The organism is Cupriavidus necator, from assembly GCF_040578825.1.
GTDB classification, from domain to species: Bacteria; Pseudomonadota; Gammaproteobacteria; order Burkholderiales; family Burkholderiaceae; genus Cupriavidus; species Cupriavidus necator_E.
Genome location: NZ_JBEFLI010000034.1, coordinates 36224 through 56846 on the forward strand (window position 1 = coordinate 36224; position 20623 = coordinate 56846).

At 63.8% G+C, this 20623-nt stretch carries 13 protein-coding genes; 5 read left to right on the forward strand and 8 right to left on the reverse strand.

The features are described from left to right. Nucleotide 1 precedes the first annotated feature (1 nt). Genes tssF through AB1I47_RS17955 form a run of 8 tightly spaced genes read right to left on the reverse strand, consistent with a single transcriptional unit; the run spans nucleotide 2 to nucleotide 14399 of the window. Complete coding sequence (gene tssF, locus AB1I47_RS17920) at nucleotides 2–1825, reverse strand: type VI secretion system baseplate subunit TssF (RefSeq protein ID WP_354685085.1); 1824 nt, start codon at nucleotides 1823–1825, stop codon at nucleotides 2–4. 23 nt (nucleotides 1826–1848) lie between these two features. Beyond that, nucleotides 1849–3432 (reverse strand): type VI secretion system protein TssA, encoded by a 1584-nt coding sequence (tssA, locus tag AB1I47_RS17925; protein ID WP_354685086.1) that lies wholly within the window; start codon nucleotides 3430–3432, stop codon nucleotides 1849–1851. Between the two features lie 18 nt (nucleotides 3433–3450). After that, nucleotides 3451–6924: an ImcF-related family protein gene (locus AB1I47_RS17930; protein ID WP_354685087.1), complete on the reverse strand. Its 3474-nt coding sequence runs from the start codon at nucleotides 6922–6924 to the stop codon at nucleotides 3451–3453. After that, nucleotides 6924–8114 (reverse strand): hypothetical protein, encoded by a 1191-nt coding sequence (locus tag AB1I47_RS17935; RefSeq protein ID WP_354685088.1) that lies wholly within the window; start codon nucleotides 8112–8114, stop codon nucleotides 6924–6926. Before AB1I47_RS17935 ends, AB1I47_RS17930 begins: the two co-directional genes overlap by 1 nt. A 54-nt stretch (nucleotides 8115–8168) precedes the next feature. Next, nucleotides 8169–8420, reverse strand: a complete 252-nt coding sequence (locus tag AB1I47_RS17940; protein ID WP_354685089.1) for a PAAR domain-containing protein — start codon at nucleotides 8418–8420, stop codon at nucleotides 8169–8171. Between the two features lie 34 nt (nucleotides 8421–8454). Continuing rightward, nucleotides 8455–9759, reverse strand: a complete 1305-nt coding sequence (locus AB1I47_RS17945) for an SEL1-like repeat protein (RefSeq protein ID WP_354685090.1) — start codon at nucleotides 9757–9759, stop codon at nucleotides 8455–8457. A gap of 3 nt (nucleotides 9760–9762) precedes the next feature. Beyond that, complete coding sequence (locus AB1I47_RS17950) at nucleotides 9763–11751, reverse strand: phospholipase D-like domain-containing protein (RefSeq protein ID WP_354685091.1); 1989 nt, start codon at nucleotides 11749–11751, stop codon at nucleotides 9763–9765. Then, nucleotides 11748–14399 carry a type VI secretion system Vgr family protein gene (locus tag AB1I47_RS17955; protein ID WP_354685092.1) on the reverse strand — a complete coding sequence of 884 codons (2652 nt, stop codon included), beginning with the start codon at nucleotides 14397–14399 and terminating at the stop codon, nucleotides 11748–11750. The genes AB1I47_RS17950 and AB1I47_RS17955 overlap by 4 nt, the downstream gene beginning before the upstream one ends. Before the next feature lie 295 nt (nucleotides 14400–14694). On the opposite strand from AB1I47_RS17955, the gene tssB reads away from it, so the two are divergent. The 5 genes from tssB to AB1I47_RS17980 all read left to right on the forward strand — a co-directional run bounded on the left by tssB (nucleotide 14695) and on the right by AB1I47_RS17980 (nucleotide 20618). Continuing rightward, the gene (gene tssB, locus AB1I47_RS17960) at nucleotides 14695–15210 is read left to right on the forward strand and encodes a type VI secretion system contractile sheath small subunit (protein WP_354685093.1); all 516 of its coding nucleotides are present in this window, start codon (nucleotides 14695–14697) and stop codon (nucleotides 15208–15210) included. 25 nt (nucleotides 15211–15235) lie between these two features. Next, the gene (gene tssC, locus AB1I47_RS17965; protein ID WP_354685094.1) at nucleotides 15236–16783 is read left to right on the forward strand and encodes a type VI secretion system contractile sheath large subunit; all 1548 of its coding nucleotides are present in this window, start codon (nucleotides 15236–15238) and stop codon (nucleotides 16781–16783) included. A 112-nt stretch (nucleotides 16784–16895) separates the two neighbouring features. Continuing rightward, complete coding sequence (gene tssK, locus AB1I47_RS17970) at nucleotides 16896–18242, forward strand: type VI secretion system baseplate subunit TssK (RefSeq protein WP_354685115.1); 1347 nt, start codon at nucleotides 16896–16898, stop codon at nucleotides 18240–18242. Between the two features lie 11 nt (nucleotides 18243–18253). Further along, complete coding sequence (locus AB1I47_RS17975; RefSeq protein ID WP_354685095.1) at nucleotides 18254–18892, forward strand: DotU family type IV/VI secretion system protein; 639 nt, start codon at nucleotides 18254–18256, stop codon at nucleotides 18890–18892. 10 nt (nucleotides 18893–18902) lie between these two features. After that, nucleotides 18903–20618 (forward strand): OmpA family protein, encoded by a 1716-nt coding sequence (locus AB1I47_RS17980; protein WP_354685096.1) that lies wholly within the window; start codon nucleotides 18903–18905, stop codon nucleotides 20616–20618. Nucleotides 20619–20623 lie beyond the last annotated feature (5 nt).

Sequence of the window (20623 nt, forward strand, 5' to 3'; positions counted from 1 at the left end):
CTCAAAACGGCGCTCCTTCTCCCTTGCTGTCCGGCCATGCGAGGCGGCGGCCAGTGGGCTGCGACACGATCACCAGCCGGGTATACAGGTTGACGGTCGCATACAGGGACAGGAACCGGTTGAGCATCTCACCGAACAGTTCAACGTCGCCGTCGCCGGCAAACTGGGTACTGTCCAGCATCACTTCAATCTCCACACCGCGCAGCAGGCCGCCCTTGACGAGCTTCCGCAGCGGCCGGTGCCGTACTTCCGTGATCGCATTGATGCGCCTGCGGTTCAGTTCTCCTTCCGACCAGTCGTACAGCGCGAGGCTGCCGCGCAGGACTTCGGCATCGAGCAACGACAGGTAATTCGGCGCGAGGTGCGACAGCACGCGCCAGTGAAAGCGGTCGCCGGTTGGGGGATACACGGGCAGCGTCGGCGCGGTCAGGTTGCGCACCGTGCCGATATTGGTGAAGCCACCGCGCATGCGCGTGATGCCCGCCGCGCGCAGGCCCTTGCGCGGCAACATGCCGTTGGTGCCGGTGACGGACAGCGAGAGGGTTTCCTGCGGGAGGGCGTCCTGCTGTTCCCAGGCATGGCCGCCCAGCACCACCCAGGTATCGAACCTGCCCGACGGGCCACGTCGCACACGCGTGTGGAAGTAGCGCTCCGGCATTTCATGGCGCAGCATTCCGCCCCGATGGCGGAAGGCTGCGAACGGCGCGTACTCAAAGCGCTCGCCGCTCGCTGCCTCGAAGCCCCGTACAGTATCGACCGAGTACGCTTCGACATGGTGCCCGTGGTGCTCCATCGCCCGCACCCGGTATTCAGTCTGGAAATGGGTAACCGTAATCGGATCGGCCTCCAGCTCGAACAGGTTGATGACAGGCGTGCAGAAGAGCCGCACGTTCTCGGCCGAGAAGCGCATGTCGTCCGGGAACGGGCGGGCCAGCACCACCTCCACATCAAAATGCTCCGCATCCGGCGGGATGGCATCCATGTCCAGCCCCACCAGGTCCACGAACATGAACTTCTCCGGGAAGGTGAAGTACTCCAGCAGCAGCTGGTAGCCGCCAAAGGCGTTGTCGGGCTTCGGCCACAGCCGCTCCGCGGCGGCAAAACCCGCAGGCTCCAGGTGCAGGTCCGCCATTGTCCGGGGTGCGCCCGGGCGGTCCGCAGGATAGCCCGGCACCCGGACCTGCACGGCCAGCGGCTCGGCAGTCAGCGCCGCGTACAGCGCCAGCGCCAGCGGACGGTCGGCATGGAGGTATAGCCGCAGCCTTGGCACCGCCAGCTGTTCGCGGCGCCCTTGCATCTGCAGCGCAAGCCGCATCCGTATCACCGAGCGGCCATCTTCGCGCGCGTAGGCATTGGCTTCGGTCAGCCGCAGGGGATACAGGTCGACCGGCTGCGTGGTCCGGTAGATGCACTCGACGCTGTCTTTGCCGTTGGCCCTCTCGCTGCCCAGCGCAATCGGGTCGGACATGACTTCCAGCCCCGCCGGCAAGGTTTCGTGGCGTTGCAGCGCGCCGGTGGTTGGCGACAGTTCGAGGATCGACAACGACGGGATCATGCGCAGGTAGTGCGGCCACAGCATGCTGACCAGTCCTTCGGTCAGTTCCGGCAGTTCATCGTCGAGCTTATGGCGCAGGCGCCCCATCAGGAAGGCAAAGCCCTCGAACAGCCGTTCGACGTGCGGATCGCGCTCGCCGATGCGGTCGATGTTGAGCATGCGCGCGCGGTCGGGAAACGCCTGCGCGAACTCCTTGCCGGCCTCGCGCAGATAGCGCATTTCCGCCTCGTAATAGCGCAGGATCTCGTTGTCTTGAGTGGGATGGTGCATGGGACAGGTAGTTGGCTCGCCCACTAGGAAAGGGCCACGGCGCGTGCCGGGTCAATGGCGGTCAGGTCGCCAACGAGCGCTTCGATACGCTCGCCGAGCGCCGCCTTGTCGGCATCCTTGCGGGACAGGCGGGTTTTGAGCAACCGCAAAAGCTGAAGCTTCGCCTCAAATGCCAGCGAGGGCTCCCAGCTTGCCAACTGGAAGCGCTGAGCGGACTGGTCGAGCGCGGACAGCAGGCGCAAAGCCGTATCAGTGCGATCGGCACGCTCGGCGACGCGCGCCATCACCAGTTGCCGGACAAATCGATCGCGCTCGCCATCGGGCACGGGCAGGCCCTGCAGCCACGCAAAGGCGGTATCGAGGCTTTGCTGGGCGGCGAGGTCCGAGGCCTGGGCTTCCGTCTCCGCCCAGTCGGTACTGGCCGACGCCACCGATACCGGGGCCATGGGCTCACCGCGCTCGACATCGCGCACCGTGGCATGGCGCGCAATCCATTCCAGCGTGGTGTCGTCCGCGAACGGCGTGCCATCCGTAAAGGTCAGCTGGGGCAGCCCGGGCAGGCGTTCGAGCATCAGCGCGCAGTCAGTGGCGAGCAGGTCGCGCGCGCGGGCGTACCCGCCGCCCGCCTGGTCCTGGGCGGTGAAGGCGTAGTACTGCAAATCCAGCCAGAAGTGGTTTGCGCCTTCGGCAAATGCCTGTTCGACACGGTCCAGCAGCTCGGGCCACTGCTTTTGCAGCACCAGGCGCTTGAGCTGGGCGCGCAGTTCGGCGCGGGGCGCTACCAGCCGGGTCCGGCCGCTCGGCTCGTGGGGCGGGACCTCGGTGAGCGTGTCCCAGCGCACGCAGCGCATCAGCCGATAGGCGGCCAGATAGCCCTGGGGCTGGTCACGCAGGAACAACGCCATCTGGCGCGCACGGTCGAGCAGGTCGCGGGTGGAAGCTACCTCGCCGGCGGCGGGCAACGCCGTGGTGGACTCGGTGTGGGCTCGTCTTGCCGGTTCGGGCAGGCTCACACTCGCCTCAGCCGAAGGAGGCTCCACCCGGGCTTCGAAGCGGCGAAACAGCCCGTCGAGCGCCGGGCGCGTTGCCTCCGGCCATTGCGCGGTGCGCTCCAGGATCAGCGCGAGCGCCGACAAGGTGCGCTCCAGCGACGCACCGGTGAGTCCCTGCACGCGGTCGAGCCGGTCCGTGAACGTGGCACCGGCCAGCCATTCGAGCGCGGCCTGGCGGCTCTCGGCCCGCGCTGGCAACAACTGGGCACCATAGCGGTCGATCAGCGCCGACAGCAATTCGAAGCCTGCGGCGATGCCTTCGGCGCCATCGCGCCGCATGCGGCCGTAGACGTAGTACGCCGCCAGGCGCACGTCTTTCGCCGTTGTCTTGAGCAGGCGTTCGGCGGACTCAATAATCAACGTATCGTTGAGGTCGGACAGCTTCGCGACTTCCTCCTTGATGGCGAGAAAGTCGTCGTCGTAGCCCGGATCGTCGCCGACCGAAGCCTCGGCGCGGATGGGTTGCAGCCATGGCTCCCAGCCGGGCTGGGTGGAACGGGCGAGGTCCGCGGGTGCGCGCGTGCCAAACAGGGCGCTGAGGAGATTGCTGAACATGTTGATTCCTCTCGTGCTCTATTTGCGTGAGCCGGGAATGACGCCAGCCACGGCCTGCGGCTCCCGTCCCACGAAGATGCGCGACGGCAGTACAAAGCCTCGCAGCGACAGCATCTCGAGCGGCCCCTGGCCGACCTCGGTCCGCATCTGGTAGCTGAGTGGATAGGCAACTTCCGCTGGCGGCGGCAGCGTCGGGGCGCGGGTGGTCAGGCTGTCGGGGTCCGGCATGCTGGCCTGTTCGGGCCCCTCGGCATCGGGCACGCCCTGCCAGGTCAGTTGATAGGTGGCGCTGTCCAGCGGCTCGACCCGCGCGCGCTCGAGCATCCGCACGAATCCCCAGAGGCCGCCGAACTCATAGCGCTTGTTGGTGCCGGCTTTCTCGGTCTGCCATTGCAGCCGCGTTCCCAGGTCCTGCAGGTTGTTGGCCGGCCAGGTCATCGCCTGCCAGGACTCGCGCTGGTTGTAGTAATGCAGCTTCTGGCCATCGAGCGTCAGCACCGTATCGGTCAGCCCAGGCGTGGGGATCGGCTTGACCTCGAAGCGGTACTGCGGCTCGCCTTGCGCCAGCATGTGCGCGGCGATGCGCTGCAGGGTATTGATCGCTTTGAGGAAGGTAGGGTCGAAGGCCAACGCCTGGCCGCCGGTGGCCGCGGGTACCCATTGATCGCCCTGCAACTCGAGCACGCCGGCCAGCTGCGTACCCAGGAACGCCCCGATCAGTCCGCTTTGCGGGCGCAGAAAGCGCGCCAGTTCGGGCAGCGAGGCATCATTGGCGGTGTCCGCAAACGGATAGCGTCCAGCGAATGCGCGTCCCCACGCCATCGCGATGCTCTGCCGCCACGCGTCATTCAGGCTCGCCTGCGCGGGTTGCAGCACGGTCTGCGTGGCCTGCGCAATCGGCCGGACGAACAGCGTCTCGCCCATGCCAGCCCATTGGCTGCCGAGGCTTGCGGCGATCAACTGCGCATAGGCCTGGGTATCGGCGAGCTCCGAGCCTTTGCCCTGGAACAGCGCCTGCGCCATCTGGCGAGCCTGTGCGTCGGCATCGGCGCTGTTGCTGACCTGCTGCAGCCGCAAGCGCAGAGCCGTGGCGCGGTCCAGGAAGCGTTGCAGGCTCAGGTCACCGTTGGCGCCCTGCCCTGTCCCCGTCGAAACCTGGCTCACCAGCCGCAGCACCGGGCCGAAGGCGGGCCCCAGCGGCCCAGCCGCGTCCGGCTTGATCGCTTCCGCCCCCGCCGCCTTCTTGCCGAGCAGATCCTGCGCCTTGGCCACCAGCGTATCTGACAGGGAGTCTTTGCGCGCGCCCGCGCCCCCTTGGTATTCCAGCGCCCTCATCAGCGCGATCACCGGCGACTGGCGCGCATCGGCCATCAGCTTGAGCTGCTCGATTGCGGCCGGCAGCGTAGACGCGGGCTCCCATTGCAGGCTGTTCATGAAGCCCTGCCAGTGCTCTGCGTAGTCGGCAAAGTATTGTTCGGTCAGAGCGACCTGCAAGGCTTCGGCGGAGCGCGTCGCAGCCGGGGATTGCGCCGGTTGCGGGGTGCCGTCGGTCAGTACCCAATCGCTGGCGATTTCCGTACGCCTGGCGGCCTGCTCGATCGCCGGGGCCACGTATCCCTCATAGGCCTGTCGGGTGAAGACGCCAGGCACGATGGCTGCACTGCGCACCAGCCCGCGGGGATCGGTGCCTGCCGTGAGCGATGCCAGGGTCTGGTCCGGGTACTTGCTGCTGCTGTCACCAAAGGCGTTGATGATGCCCTGGTAGACGGTGTCCTCGGCATTACGCTGGCCGATTACCGCCAGCAGCGTCTGGCGCGCGCCGGCTACCAGTTCGGGGCGGGGTTCGATGCGCCATGACGGGTTGGATGGCAGGTGCTGGGCGTAGAATTTGAGCAGGCGCTCGGAAAGGTCCTGCCTTTCACCCGGCGTGATGCGTGCGTCAGTGGACCAATGCTGCAACAGCTGCGGCGTCAGGAAGGCCGCCTCGGCCCGCTCCGGGTGGGCGAGCATCAGGTACGCCTTGAGACCCTGGTGGCCACCCAGTGCCCACTTGCTGGTCTGGTCATCCAGGGTGGTGATTTGCATTTGCGCGAGATCGACCAGGGTGGCCTCCAGGTCGTGCTGGACTGGTGTCGTCAGCAATTGACGGCTGGCTTGCGTATAGGGTTTCCACAACGCGTCCAGGACGGCGGGATCACGATTGAGGCCGAAGCGGGTGGTGAGTGGCGCGTGATGCTGGGTGCGGTACTCGTAGTGCTCGATCTGTTGTTGCAGGGCGAGGAGTGCGCGCAAGCGGGCAGCGGAGTTGGTGGCTGACTGGATATCGTGGACGGTCTGCTGGGCGGCGTGCACGTCGCGGGTGTTAAGTAGTCCGGATAGCAGCATGCCGGCAGTCCAGACGCCTACGGTTGTCAGTGTCAGAGTAGAAATGACGGTGACCGGGTGCCAGCCGATGCGCCGGCCCGGCTGTCGGCGGGCGGCATTCCCCAGATAGTGCCAGACAGGCAGGTCGGCGCTGGTAGCTTGTTCCGCAGTGTCGCCGGTAGCGCCGCGGGTTGCCCACGGATACGGCACAAAGAACACGCCGCCCAGAACCGGCTCGCGCCGCTGTCGGGTAGCCAGGCCTGCTAACCATTCGGCCAGCGGCGCGCTGCGGGCATCGAGCCGCTTTGACAGCCCGGCGGCGTAGCGGTCGCGTTGGTTCCGGATCAGCTGCTCGATACCACGCTCAGCCAGGCGGTCACGTACGCTCCGCAGTGCGGCTTCGATCGTGGCAGCGTCCGCACCGTGTGGCAAGTCGCAGCCGATCACCGGGGTGTTACCGGGTGTCGCCGCGTCAGCTTCCGCCGCGTCGAGCAGGTAAACCGGAGCGGACCAGTGCAAGACGTCGGCGATGCGGGCCAGACCGAGGCCGTAGGGGTGGAGGCCACGGCTTTGCGACGGCAGGTCGGCTTCGCCATTGGTCACGAGAACAACGGCATCCACCGGCTGGCGCCGGCGCAACTTGTAGAGTTGCCTGAGCCAGGCCGTGTCCGGCTGGCCGTCCTTGCCGGCCGTGCTCCACAACAGCACCGTGTCGGAGGTGGCGAGCCAATCCGCTTCGGTCAGTTCTGGCAGTAGCCGTCTAATAGCGGCAGCATCGCCAGTCACCAGCAGGCGGGGCAGGCGGCGGCAGCGCCGTTCCCGCAACGCGAACTTGAGGTTCGCGTACCGCAACGCCGCCAGATCCACGTTGGTGGCTGGGCTGTTGCCCATGCGCGCAGCGGGATCGCGCAGATGCCGCTTCCGGTCCCCCGAGCGGCGAGCCACAGCGCTCCACGCAGATGCAACAGGGCCGCGCAGCAAGAGCGCCGCTGCGCCAATTAGGGCCGCGATTTTCGCCTGCCTGAGGGCCGCCTCGGTTCCCGCGCCCAGGAAATACACCGTGGCACCCGCAGCCACAGTGATGGCAACCACCGCGATCGTGTATCCCCAGCTCTTTCGATTTTCCATCAAGTCGTTTCCGGTTCGCTCTGTTGCTCCACGGGACGCACCACCGCCAGCCGCAGTGCACCCTCCCGGCAGGCGATCAATTGCGGCGTATGACTCTGCTGCGCATGCTCGATGGCGAGCGCGGCGGCGAACCAAGGGCCCGCGACGCCCGGGTTGCCGAGCGCGACGTCAATGTCATGCACACCAGGCAAACCATCGGCCTGGGCCGCGCCCAGGCGCACATCGGATGCGTGCTTGAGCAGCGCAGCCTTGTCCGCCTTCGAGAGGCCGGATTGCCACAGGTGATGCAGTTCTTCTGGCGTTGCACGTGCGCACAATGCGGCGGTCGTCATGGCGTCGACGAGCCCATCGGTCTCGCACGCCACCGGGCGATGCATCATCGCGATAGGCACTAGATCTTGCCGCTCCTCCAATGGCGCCCAGCAGAGCAGCAAGGCGACGGCAGCCTCGGCACTGTTTTCTGATGGCGTGTCGTGCAGTTGGACGGCGACGAACAAGGTGAACTTCTCCAGGGCGGGACCACCGTACACATCCAGCCACGTATCGAGCGTCATCAATCCTTCCCTGACGGGCACCGGCATGGCCTCCACTGAGCGAAGGCCGCAACCGTCCCAGGCCGTGTTCCAGGCCGTGAGAAGTTGCTCGAGGTTCGCGTCATGTGGCAACTGCAATTGCACTTCGAACGGCGCCCTGGATGGCACGGCGCGTAGCCGCCCTTCGATTTCCTTCAGCAGTGTCTGGAAAACCTGCCGAAAACGATCGGTGCCTTCGCCGTCCTCGGGCGACGCCAGCCGCGTATGACGAATCGCCGGCATACGCCGCTTCGGCGTGCGAGCCACGAGAACCGATTCCTTTTGCGAAATCCGCCCGGCCACACCCTTTGACGCCATGGCACACAGATACGTGGCGCCGAGCACGGCCAGTGGCTCGGTGCCAAAGACAATGGCTTCCTCGCGGTCCGCCTGCCGGACTTCGTCCTTTGCGGCCAGGTAATTCGCTTCTTCTTCATGGAAGTGCAGGCGAAGGCCGAACAAGGCGGCCCATGCCAGGAACGGATACCCAAGCAACCTCATCCAGAACCACAGGCTGTCTGCAGGATTTCCCCTCGGCCAGGTTAGCAATGTCCATGCGACGCCAACTGCGAGAATCACCACCAGCAGCGTCAGCCAGACGATCGGATTCGGCGGCATGGGCCGAACCTCATCGGAGGACGGGTCTGGCAATTCAATGGGCATCGGACGCGCTCAAAGGAGACTCGAGATCAGCTTGCAACCGCACGTGGCGCGATAGCCATGGCGCGCGATGGGCACGCCTCCATCCTTCGTGGATTCATCGCCGTCAATAATGAGATTGGGATGCACATTGGGATGCCTGGGGCATGACACCTGGTCGCCCTTGCGAGCCATAGCTCGGCCGTCGTACCGCATCGTTGACGAGGCACTGATGACCTTGCCATCGTGGTCGGTTGCATCACCCAGGCGAATGAGATCGATCAATTTGTATTCCTCAAAGAAATTCAAGCGACACGGGTCAAGCCTGATTGCTGTAGGCAACCAGTTCCCATGTCACCTCCACGGAACGCTGACGGACACCCAGCAAGTCATCCATCCATGCAAAGAGTCGCGGATCGTATCCAGTCAGTGGCGGCATGATCTCTCCCTTCCCAAAGCTCCGCCTGGCGCCGGCGATCATGCCAACGGCAGCCTGCACGGACCAGATGCCGCCTTGTGGGCAGCGCTGGCCCGAGTCCGCTGTCGTGCCCAATGGCAACTGCACCGGGTCGGGCACCGATGGTTCCGTCTGCGCGGTCTTCGCCAAGGCGGTCAGCGGCAGGCCGGTTGCCGGGTCGAGGTTCTTAGCCTTGCTCAGGCGATTGATGAGTTCGTCGGAGGGCTTCTGCGGCGGTACCGCTGCATCCTGCTCCTTCTGCCACTGGAAGGTGCCGTCCCAGGGCGGCAGCGTGGCAGGGGGCAATGGCGCGATTCGGTCAATGTCCGGGACCTTCGGATTGCGACCGTCGTTGTTGGTCAGAAACTGCCAGATCGATTCGTAGCGCCGCGAGCGCTCGGGGTCGTTCGGAAGCGCCAGATAATTTAGCTCCTCAGACGGCGGAGGCCCCTTGAAAGCATCTTCCAGAAAGGAGGCCGACGTTGTGTCCCCCGCCATGACTCCCTTTTGAAAGGCCGCGATGGCCTCCCCATAGAGGCGATCTCCCTTCAAGCTGATTCCAAGTATCTCGGCCGCCTTGCCAAAACCTTGGTCGGCGGCGCACCTGTACAGTTGCCTGGCAATGTCGGGGGCCTTGTCCCACGGTTCGAGCAAGTCACCTACGTAGAACTGCGCTTCTGGACTGCCCAAATCGGCGGCCTTGCGGAAATAGCGCAGCGCCATCTCCGGATCCTGCTTTAGTCCGTAGCCAAGCTCGAGATAGTGGCCAATGTCATAGTAGCCGCCAGGAATGCCTTGCTCGATCAACTGAGCCGCGAGATCGATGACTTCCCTCGGCGCGTCGGGCGACGTGGCCTGGCCATATGAGAGCAGTGATTGCAGGTTGCGGTTGGCCTTGTAGTGGCCGTGCGCGGCCGCGATGCGGTAGTACCGAGCCATCTGGTTGTAGTCCTTCGGCCCGTCGGCCTTTTGCAGATGGCGGGCATAGCGGAAGAGGCTGTCCGCCTCGGGATCCAGCGGGGGCAGGGCAGCCGCCTCGCGGACGCAGGTGAAGGCGAGATTGGCGCGCACGGCGCTCATGTCAGGCAGGGACGCCATGGGATTCTCCTTGTTCGAGCAGGCGCAGAGCAGAAGGGTGAGGGGCAAAATCACGCGAGTTGCGTTCATCGGTCAGTCCAGGTTGCTGCGTTTTTCAGACTCACGCAGGAAGCCGACGAGCGAGGCATAGGGCGTTTCTTTCCCCGTCTTTTGGCGCCTCGCATTCTCGTCAATGATCTTTTGCCACGCTTCGAACGCTTTCGCGATATCCCCCTGCGCCCCCATGTCCTTCGTGTGCACATGCCACAACCGTTGCCGCAACGGTCGCGTCACGCTCCCATTCTCATGACAAATGTTCAGTTCACTGTCCCCCATCATGCTGCGCGTATTGATATTGGCCGACCCGAGCGTCATGAACACATCGTCCACGATCATCAACTTGGAGTGCACATACACATAGCCCCAATTGCCAGGCGGTGAATTGGGAGCGACCAGCGTGCATATGTGCACCTTCAGTCCCGGAATCTCCGGCGAGGGCCCGACATCCTGGGCTGACTTCTTCATCTCTGTTTCCAGCTCGGCCTGCTTCGCCCGCGCCTGCTTGAGCCGCTCCTGCGCTTGGGCCAGACTCTTCTGGACATACTCTTTGCCCAGATGACTGTACTGGTACGCTCCCGCAATCGACTGTTCGGCCTGCTTGGCCCGCGCAGCCGCTTCGTCGTACTGGCGATGCAGGTCGGCTTGGCGCGCGTTCTCACGCTCCAGCTTGGCGACGGCGGGCATCGCATCGGCCTTTCCCAGTGCCTCAAGCATGCGGTAGGTCTTGACCGTCCCCGGGCCAATACCCTCGTCGTTGGAATTGGTCACCACGAACAGATGGATTGGGCCATGCTTGCCCGGATCGCGCCCCCGGGCGTACTGCGCCTGGACCGCTGCCTTGATCTTTTCGGCCAGCGCCGGCAAACGGAAGTACTGGTTCTCGATATAGATGAACCGCGTGGCGTTATTGACCGCCTGCATGTACATCTCCTCGATCTCGAACCTGGCATGCTTTGGCTGGGTCCGGAGCAACTGCCCCATCACCGGCGTGTCGCCGTTGTGGCACAACTGTAGCTGGGCTGCGACGGCGGCGCGCGAGCGCCCCAGCTCCTGTCCCGTTGCCTCATCCCAGGCTTCGCAGAAGTTCTGGTTCAGGTATTGCAGCAGCGGCCCAGTGACTCGGCTCGAAATATCCTGCCGGGGATGCAGGCCGTTGCGCCCGTTTCGGGGATGCATTCGTTCGCAGCTGTGATCGTCGCGATCCCAATAGGTGTCGAGCATGTTGTGCCCCATGACGAAGCCGACTGCCTGCTCGGGCAACTCGTAATCGATCAGCACCATCTTCTGATGGTGTGTTGGGGTTGCCGCCATGACGGCCCCGTTCATGGCCTTCGTGCGCGCGCTGCTTTCCTTGTCCTTTCCCTGCAACCAGGTCCGGAAGGCGGTTTCCGCCCGGTCCCACTCGGAGAAGCCGCGCGTGGCGAGCTCAATGCCAGGAAACTGCACGCCCAGCGCATGCCCGAGCTTACGTGCGGCGAAGCGCTGCGCAATCTGGCGGATGCTGGTCCCCTTGGTCACGTTGTTAAGGTTCGCGCGCAGGTACCAGACGAGATCGAATTCGCGCTGGAAATCCCTCTGATAATCGCGCTGGATCATGTCGACCCTGGCGAGAAGCCAGTCAGGCAGGTATGGCTTGACCATGGTTGCCCAATTGTTGCCAGGCATATTGTTCTCGCTCCATTCGGCCAGGCTGTAATCGTCCTGCCAGCACAGCAGACGCACGCGAACCTTGTCCGAGCTCGCGCCTTTGCGGGCCAGCAGTTGGCCAATTGATACGGCATCGGAACCATCACGCTTGAAGTACATCGAGGGCTGGAATCCCCAGCAGACGATGTCCACTGAGCGCTGGGCGTTCTTGATGGCGTCGTAGACTTCCCCGAATGCCTCCTCGCCGTTGACCAGCGGCTTGAAGGTGCACGGCGCAGGGTAGTACTCCGCAGGCTGCACGAACCACGGGAAGGTAATCGTGGCACGGTTCGTGCACGACAAGGCAAAAGGTGTGGTAATCGATTGTTTTGTCATGCTTCCGACCCTGGATTAAGAATGTCCCGATAGGTCTGCCGGTGCACAGCCCGATCCATGGGTTCGGCGTCACCGCCCTGGATTGCCTCATGAAAGTGAAAACCCTGATTCGCCAGTTCGCCGTTTGATGAGTCGCCCCGGTATTCTTCCGCGACCGGCAGCGTGTAAGAGACACCGTTCGCAAGCTCCAGTTGATAGGTTTGCGTGGACACTTGGTGTTCGATCGGAATCAAGCCGCTGGCGTCGATGACGCCTTGCTTGAGCGGCACCCCGTCGGCCAACAGGGTGTACGGCATTCCGACCGGCAAGGCATTCCTGCTTGCCGGTGACGCCGCGGCATTGAGCATCAAGAGCTGCGTCGGCAAGCCGCTTTCGAGCCGGGATGCCATGCGCATCGAGGCCGGGCCCGGCTTGTCCCAGAACGCGCACTTCTCCAGAATGTCGCCGGGCGTGCCGTTCTCGATCCGTTCGGGTGTGATCCGGATGTAGGATCCACCCGCACCGAGCCAGACTTCCTTCTCCGCCGAGAGAATCAGCTTGCCATCGACGCTGACGATCTTCAGGTCCTTCAACGCAGTCAGGTGCATCTCGTCGTTCTGCGCCTGGATCTCGACTTTGCCCTTGCCGGCGAAGAGCTTGATCCCGAACTGCTGGGCGAATAGGGAGATTCCCTTTCCGGCTGCCACCATAAGCTGTCTGAGCACGCTGATGTCGGCATTACCGCCTGCCGTCGCGATCAGGTTGTTGTTGGCACTCAACTGCAGGTCCGCACCCGATACCAGCGCCATGCCGGCCGGCGCGCTGGCAACCAGGCCAGCCGCCTTCAACTGCTTGAGGGTGTCATTCAGCAGCGCCTTCTGGCGCTCGCAATCGGCCACTAATGCCTGAGCTGCCTTGGCGGCTTGGGCTAACGCTTCAGCTTGCCGTTGGGCCTGCCCGAGCAGCCCGAGGGCCGCCTGCATGTCGAGCTGCTGCCCACTGGGTCCTGGCTGGTCGTCGGCCGACAGGAAGAGCCCCTTGCCACCCCGGATCGCTCCCCAACCCGAGGTACGTAACTCGAAGCCATCGCCGCGCTTATTCTTCTTGTGGTCAACGAGGTAACCCAGGTTGAGTTGCGTCTTCCCCGCGTACTCGGTAGAGAGCTTGATACTCTCCTGTCCCTCCCAATCCTCCATGCGCAACTTGTTGTTGCTCTGCGTACGGATGACATTACGGGACAGCCAACGATCCTGATTGGTAATCAGGTCCACATGCTGGCTGTGGTGATGAAAGTGCGCGATGTACGGCTTGTTCGGATTGCCGTCAAGGAACGCAATCCCCGCCTCGGTCCCATCGAGCGCAGGGAAGTGGAAGCCCGTCTGGTTCGCGCCGGCAAACGGTTTGGCCAGCCGCAGCGGCACGCTCTCGCCGCCGTTTGGCCATTCGTCGAAGTCCAGGTCGAAGCGGACTGTGTAATAGCCCTCTTGAGTCAGGTAGGCATACTTGTACTTGCCCGGAGAGGTGACGCGGGCGCTAAGGGTCCCGTGAATCTTTGGCCAGTTGTCTTCATTGAGCGGAAGCCGGAAGCGCCGGTCAGACGGGATGGCTTTGAAGGTGTTCCGGTAGGCCGCATCGCGTGCCCCGCTGTGGCTGACTTCGGTGATGACTTGGCCGTTGGGCGCATCGGGCAGTGCACTATCCATGCGCAGGATGCGCGCGGGGCGCAATTCCAGCACGTTGCTCTCGCCCGCAAAGAGCAGCTGCGCGGCAAGCGCGGCTTCGTGGCGTAACTGGGCCTCCCACCTGGCGCTGTCCTGATCCAGGTGATGAGTCCCATAGACGTAAGGCTGGCCGTAGGTGGTCTTGTCCTTTCGGGCGACGTTTGCCTCGGCCTTGAAGCGCTCATAGGACCGATCGGGGTTGTAGTCGGCAACCACGAACGACTGCGGTACCGTCTGCGCGTGTGTAGTCAGATCAAAGACGGCCTCCGCGCCAGACTCCAGCCCTGCCGTTTCGCGGTACGGCACCCGCAGTTCCGGCTTGTAGATGTAGTGGTCGATATCGTCACCAAACACCACCATCTCGCCGAACTTGCCGGGCACAAAATAGCTATAGAGGCCCTCCTGTTCCATCAGCAGCCGGATGTATGCCCAGTCAGACATCTGGTACTGGAAGCGAAACTTGTGCTGCGGATACTTGCGGCGTGTCTTGAAGGCGAACTGGTGGCCTTTCAGGCCATGCCGGCGCAGGATCGCCTCGATAATCTGCGGGGCGGTCTGGTGTTGGTAGATGCGGCTAGCGCGCGTGAGCTGGAGTCGCGCAACCAGCGGCTCGACAACGATTTCGTAGCCGCAGAAATCATGAGTCTGCATTGTCTTGCTGAAGCGCGTGATGCAGCCGGCAAACTTGCGCGGCTCTGTGCCGTCGGCGGGATCGATCAGGAAGATGGCTTCCTTACTCAGGTAATCGGCTCGGTCGAGTTCGAGCGGGTGCGTCAGTTGGATGAGGACGGTATAGGGCTCGCCCAGGCGCTCCACCGCTTCGAATGAAACCACTGACAGCGCGGCAGCGCTCGCTGTACCCGGGACCTCGAGGAAGTATGACTGCCGCCCGGTCATCCCTTTAAGCAGCGCGCCACCGTAAGTCTTCAGTCCTTCCAGTTCCACCATGAGCGGGACTCCGTTTTCAGCGTGATCAAACCTGCTGCAGAGCGGGATGCCTCGCTATAACCAACGCCCTGCGTGGCGCACGGTAAACGCTTTCTCTTAAGGCCGGAATGCCCTTTTTAAAATATTGCAGTTATTTTCAATGGAAAGAAAATTGACTGAAGTAAATCAGAATATTCCTACCCCAACACCTGGTGTCGAATGTTAGAAATCCCGTCGTGCCGGCGCTGGATCGCACCCGCACCGTGGTCGCAGGAACTCATGAACATTGAAGTCATAGATAAAAGAGGAATGGCGAATGGCCGAAAGCTTCCAGAACGAAGTGCCCAAGGCACGCGTCAATATCAAGCTTGACCTGCATACCGGCGGGGCGCAGAAGAAGGTGGAGCTGCCGCTCAAGCTGCTGGTGATGGGTGACTACAGCAATGGGCAGGACACCCGATCCCTCGCCGAGCGCGAGAAGGTTTCCATCAACAAGAACAACTTCGATTCGGTCCTCGCCGACTTCAATCCGAAGGCAAAGATCGCGGTCGAGAACACGCTCGTCGGAGATGGCACCGAGCTCCCGGTCGATCTCGATTTCAGGTCGATGGACGATTTCAAACCAGAAGTGGTGGCCGGCAAGGTACCGGAGCTGCGTGCGCTGATGGCGGCTCGCAATCTGCTGCGCGATTTGAAGTCGAATCTGCTTGACAACGCGATGTTCCGCCGTGAGCTGGAAAAGATCCTCAGGGATCCGGCGCTGTCCGAGCGTCTGCGCGCCGATCTGCAGAAGATCGGCAACGCTGCCCCGGCTATCCCGTCCGTCCAGTAATTGCCTTCCTTGAGGAGCGAACCCCATGGCCAATCATGAAATCTCCGCGCGCGGCAATGACGATACCGGCACGGTCGTGCTGGACGCGCCGGGCAAGAGCGTCTACGAGTCCCTGTGCGAGAAGATCAACCTGACGCCGGTCACAACCACGCGGCCGGTGGAATCGTTCCAGAGCGCCGATGCGCTCTCGGAATCGTCGCTGGACGAACGTGTCGCTCAGGCGATGAACGTCTTCTTGAAGATGATCCAGGAGTCCTCGCAGCAGGTGGACCGTCTGGACAAGAGCCTGCTCGATTTCCATATCGCGCATCTGGACCAGCAGATCAGCCGCCAGCTCGACGCGATCATGCATCACGAGACGTTCCAGCAGATTGAATCGGCGTGGCGTGGCCTCAAGTTCCTGGTCGATCGCACCGACTATCGCAAGAACGTCAAGGTCGAGGTCCTGGATGTCTCGAAGGATGCGCTGCGCCAGGATTTCGAGGACACCCCCGAAGTCATCCAGAGCGGCCTGTACCTGCACACCTACATTCGCGAATACGATACGCCGGGCGGCGAGCCGATCGGCTCCATCATCTCGAACTATGCGTTCGATCGCAGCCCGCAGGACATTGCGCTGCTGCGTAATATCTCCAAGGTATCCGCGGCCGCCCATATGCCGTTCATCGGCTCGGTCTCGCCGGCCTTCTTCGGCAAGGAATCGATGGAAGAGGTGGCCAGCATCCGCGACATCGGCAACTATTTCGATCGTGCCGAGTACCTGAAATGGAAAAGCTTTCGCGATTCCGACGACGCGCGCTATATCGGGCTCACGCTGCCGAATTTCCTCGCGCGCCTGCCCTATGGACCGGAAACCGTCCCGGTACGGGCCTTCAATTACACGGAAGCCGTCAAGGGCCCGGACCACAAGCGCTACCTGTGGGCCAATGCCTCGTTCGCCTTTGCCGCGAACATGGTGCGGAGCTTTATCAGGAACGGCTGGTGCGTGCAGATCCGCGGCCCGCAGGCGGGCGGGCTGGTAGAGGACTTGCCGATCCACCTGTATGACCTGGGCACCGGCAACCAGGCCAAGATCCCGACCGAGGTGCTGATTCCGGAGACGCGTGAGTTCGAGTTCGCCAATCTCGGCTTCATCCCGCTGTCGTATTACAAGAACCACGATTTTGCGTGCTTCTTTTCCGCGCATTCCGCTCAGAAGCCGGCCCTTTACGACACCAAAGAAGCGACCGCAAATAGCCGCGTTAACGCGCGCCTGCCCTACATCTTCCTGCTATCGCGGATCGCTCACTACCTGAAGCCGATCCAGCGCGAGAACATCGGTACCACCAAGGACCGCCGCCTGCTGGAACTGGAACTCAACACCTGGATCAAGACGCTGGTGACTGAGATGACCGATCCGGGCGACGAATTGCAGGCGTCCCACCCGCTGCGCGAAGCCAAGGTCATCGTCGAGGATATCGAAGACAACCCCGGCTTCTTCCGCGTCAAGCTGTTTATCGTGCCGCATTTCCAGATCGAGGGGATGGATATCAATCTGTCGCTCGTTTCGCAAATGCCCAAGGCGAAGAACTGATCCACTGCTGGGAAAACACAGAGATGACATCATCCCGCCGCACATTGGCTGAACGGCCGACTTGCGGCGTATCCCGTGCGGAGCAAGCTGTTTCCGCGTACCGGCCATCACGATGAAAATAACAAGACCGCTGTGGGCGCAGGGAATTTTCATGACCCCGCAGCATTTCCAGCAGCAGGCGCTTTGGGATCGATATACCGACGATCACATTGCGCACATTGCCAGCCCCGAACCCTGGGGGGTGATCCATGCCGGGCTTGACCAGCAGGCGCTGTCGATCCATCGGCTCGCGGTGAGTTCACTGGCCCTGCGTCTGCCCGACGGGACGCTGGTCGATACCGAGACGGCCGACCGCACCCCGGCGGCACGCGACCTCACCGACGTGCCTGCGGATACCGACGCCGTTACCGTGCTGATTGGCCTGCCGCTGGTGGATGCGCAGGGCGGCAACTGCATCGAGACCAACGAACGGCCCGCGCGCCCACGGCGCTTCGTGCGTGAATATCTGGAAGTGGCCGACCTGCATGGTCAAGGCAAGGAAGAGATCAGCGTCGAGCGGCACGCACTGGCGCTCCTCTTTGATTTCGAGGCGCACGGCGATTATGTCACCTGCCCCATTGCCAGGCTGGTGCGCGGCGCACAGGGCCGCTTCGAACTGGATCCGGCTTTTGTGCCGCCCTGCCTGTTCCTGTCTGCCAACGACCGGCTCACCGAGCGAATGAACCGGCTGTCGGAAATCCTCAGTGCCAAGAGCGCAAGCCTGGCCGTACGCCGGCGCGAGCGATCCGACCAGATCGCCGATTACGCGGTGGCCGATGTGGCGCTCTTCTGGCTGCTGCACAGCGTGAACAGCAGTTGGCCCGAGCTGGCGCGCCTGTGCGCGGCACCGCGCCAGCATCCCGAGCGGCTCTATGCCGTGCTGGCGCGCCTGGCCGGCTCGTTGCTGACGTTTTCCACCAAAGAAGCCCTGCAGGCCATCCCGCCCTATGACCACCTCGCCCCCGAACCGGTGTTCGCAGAGCTGGAATCGCTGATTCGCACCCTGCTCGACGCCGTGATCCCGTCGCGGGTGGTCCCCGTTGCACTGGAACGCACCCGTCCCACGGTGTGGGTCGGCAAGTTCCTCGACGAGCGCCTGGTGGAAGGGGCCGAGTATTACCTGTCGGTCCAGGCGGGGCTGCCCGCCCACGCACTGCTCGAACAGCTGCCGCGTCTGTGCAAGGCAGGCGCACCTGATGAAGTGGAGCAGATTGTCAACTCGGCGCTGTCCGGCATCCCGCTGCGTCCGATGTCGCGGCTGCCCGCCGCCATTCCGGTGCGCATCGAGAACCAGTACTTTGCGCTCGACAGCGCTCATCCGGCCTTCAAGCGGATGCTCGCGGCGCGGGCCTGCCAGTTCTACGTTCCGGCTTCGATGCCTGACGTTTCACTGGAACTCTTCGCGGTATTGCCGGCATGAGGACTCCCGATATGATGTTTCCGCTCGCCTTGCGCGACACGGCCCTGACCGTCACCGCGCTCGCTGACGCAGCGCAGCCCATGGAAGGCTTCGCTACGTTCCGGGCGAAGTGCGTGGAGCAGGTGGCGCGGTTGCGCGAGGAATTTCACGCGAACGGTCAGCCCGCCGACGTAGTCGAGGACGCTGCTTACGCGCAGTGCGCCTTGCTGGACGAGGTGGCACTGCGCCGGTTGCAAGGCGCCGACCGCGACGCCTGGGAACGTGAGCCCTTGCAGGTACAGCAGTTCAAGAGCCATGACGCCGGCGAAGCGCTGATTACCCGCATCGAGCGGCGCCTGGCCGAGCCACAGCCTGTACTGCCGCTGCTTACTGTCTTCCACACCGTTCTAGGTTTGGGGTTCCAGGGCCGGTACGCGCTGGAGGGCGCAAGCGCACGCACCGCCCTGATACGCGCCATCGACGAGCGTCTGGAACGCGCTGGCATGGGTAAGGCGTCGGGCCCGGTGCTGGTCACCGTCGGCACGCCACGTCGATGGCTCAGCCAGATGTCGCCGCTGGGCTGGGTCGTGGTTGCCTGCATTGGCGCGGGCCTTGTCTACCTTGGCCTGGACCGGTGGCTGGCCGCGGCAATCGCCCGGCTGGCGGGCTGAAAGGGACTTCGTGGCCGGCTATCCCTACCGCATGCAAGCCAGCTGGATCGCAGCGCTCGCGCTCGCCTGGCTGGCATTCAGTTCGCCGTGGTCGGCGGCCTGGAACCTCTTGCTCGCTGCGCTCACCATCGGATTGGCGCTGCTGGTTTTGGTTATCGCTACGCGGCGGCTACGGGCGCGGCAGCGGGCCTCGCAGCCGATACTGCAGGCTGTCAAGGCGTCGCTGGACACAATGCCTGGGGAACTCCGGCGTAATTCGCCGCTGGTACTTGCGGTGGGCGACCCGAGCGGCGCACCCCTGCGGGCATTCGGCGAAGAACTGGTCCGGATCACAGATGCTATCTGGATCCGCGTCGATGACCCGACCCGGTTAGCCCATGTTGCGGACGCCCTCAAGCGCTGGCGCGAAGGGCAAGGGCCGGATGCCGTGGTTTACCTCCTTGGCGCCGACCTGCCCCGCGACGCGGCAGCCATGGATGCCGGCCTCAGGCGCTGGCGTTCCGCCATCGGCGAGGCGAGCCGTGCGGTCGGCTACGCGTTGCCGGTGGGCCTTGCCGTCTACCTTGAAGAAGCCAATGGTGCGCTGGATGACTCTCCCTGGTTCGGCGTCTCCGGCACCCATACCCTGCATGGCGACGCGCTGCCTGCGCTGGTCGCCACGCGACTCCGGCAGTACGCGCAGGCCGCCCCGCCCGCGGACCGTGTCGCGCGCATGCATCGTACCGCCCGCCTCGACGCGCTGGCGCGCTGGGCCCCCGGCACGGTGCTGCCGTCGCTTGTCGATAGCCAGCCCAATGGCTTCCGGCATGGCCGTCCGGTGCATCTCACCGCGTTCGGCGTGAGCGCCGTCGCGGGTATTCCCGCCGCGGATTCGCTTTATGCCCGTTTCGTCTCGCAGGCAACCGGACTGGCATTTGCTTCAAGCGAAGGTCGGCGCGTTCCGTATCCTCTGCCGGGGCCGCTGATCCGTGGCATCGCGCTGCAACCCGTGCGCCGAACCGTACCGCTGGCGCTGGCGCACGCCTTCGCCTGGCTGGCGCTGGCCTTCTGTGCCGCCGCCGCGGCCTCAGCCTGGCAGAACCGCGCCCTGATGGCGCGCGTCATGGACGACATGGCCAGGTATCGTGCCATCGAACCAGAGCATGATGCCGCCCGCGTCGATGCGCTGCAGGCGATCAAGCGCGATCGGAATGAGCTGGAACAATATGCCCGCGCCGGCGTACCGCCGCGGCTGGGGCTGGGCTTTTATCGCGGCACTCAACTGGTGGCGCCGCTCAATGCGCTGATCGCGGCATATCAGCCCCCGGCGCCGCCGCCCTCCACCATCGAACTGGACAGCCTGTCCCTGTTCCGAAGCGGCAGCGCGGCCCTGAATCCCGGCTCGAACCGGGTCCTGATCGGCGCGCTCGAGATGGTCAAAGCGCATCCGGACAAACGCGTGCTGGTAGCCGGGCACACCGACACCGACGGCAGCTCGCGCAGCAATCTCAAGCTATCCGAAGCGCGTGCCGCATCGGTACGCGACTGGCTGGCCGATGCCGCAGGCCTGCCGCTCACCCATTTTGCGATTCAAGGCTATGGCGACACCCGTCCCAAGGCCTCCAACGACACCGAGGCGGGGCGCGCCGCCAACCGTCGTGTCGAGATCACGCTCGTCCCCGATTGTCGCGGTGCCAATCGCGAGGATCGGACAACCTCGGGCCAGTCGGCCTGTTCATTCCAGTAGAGGAG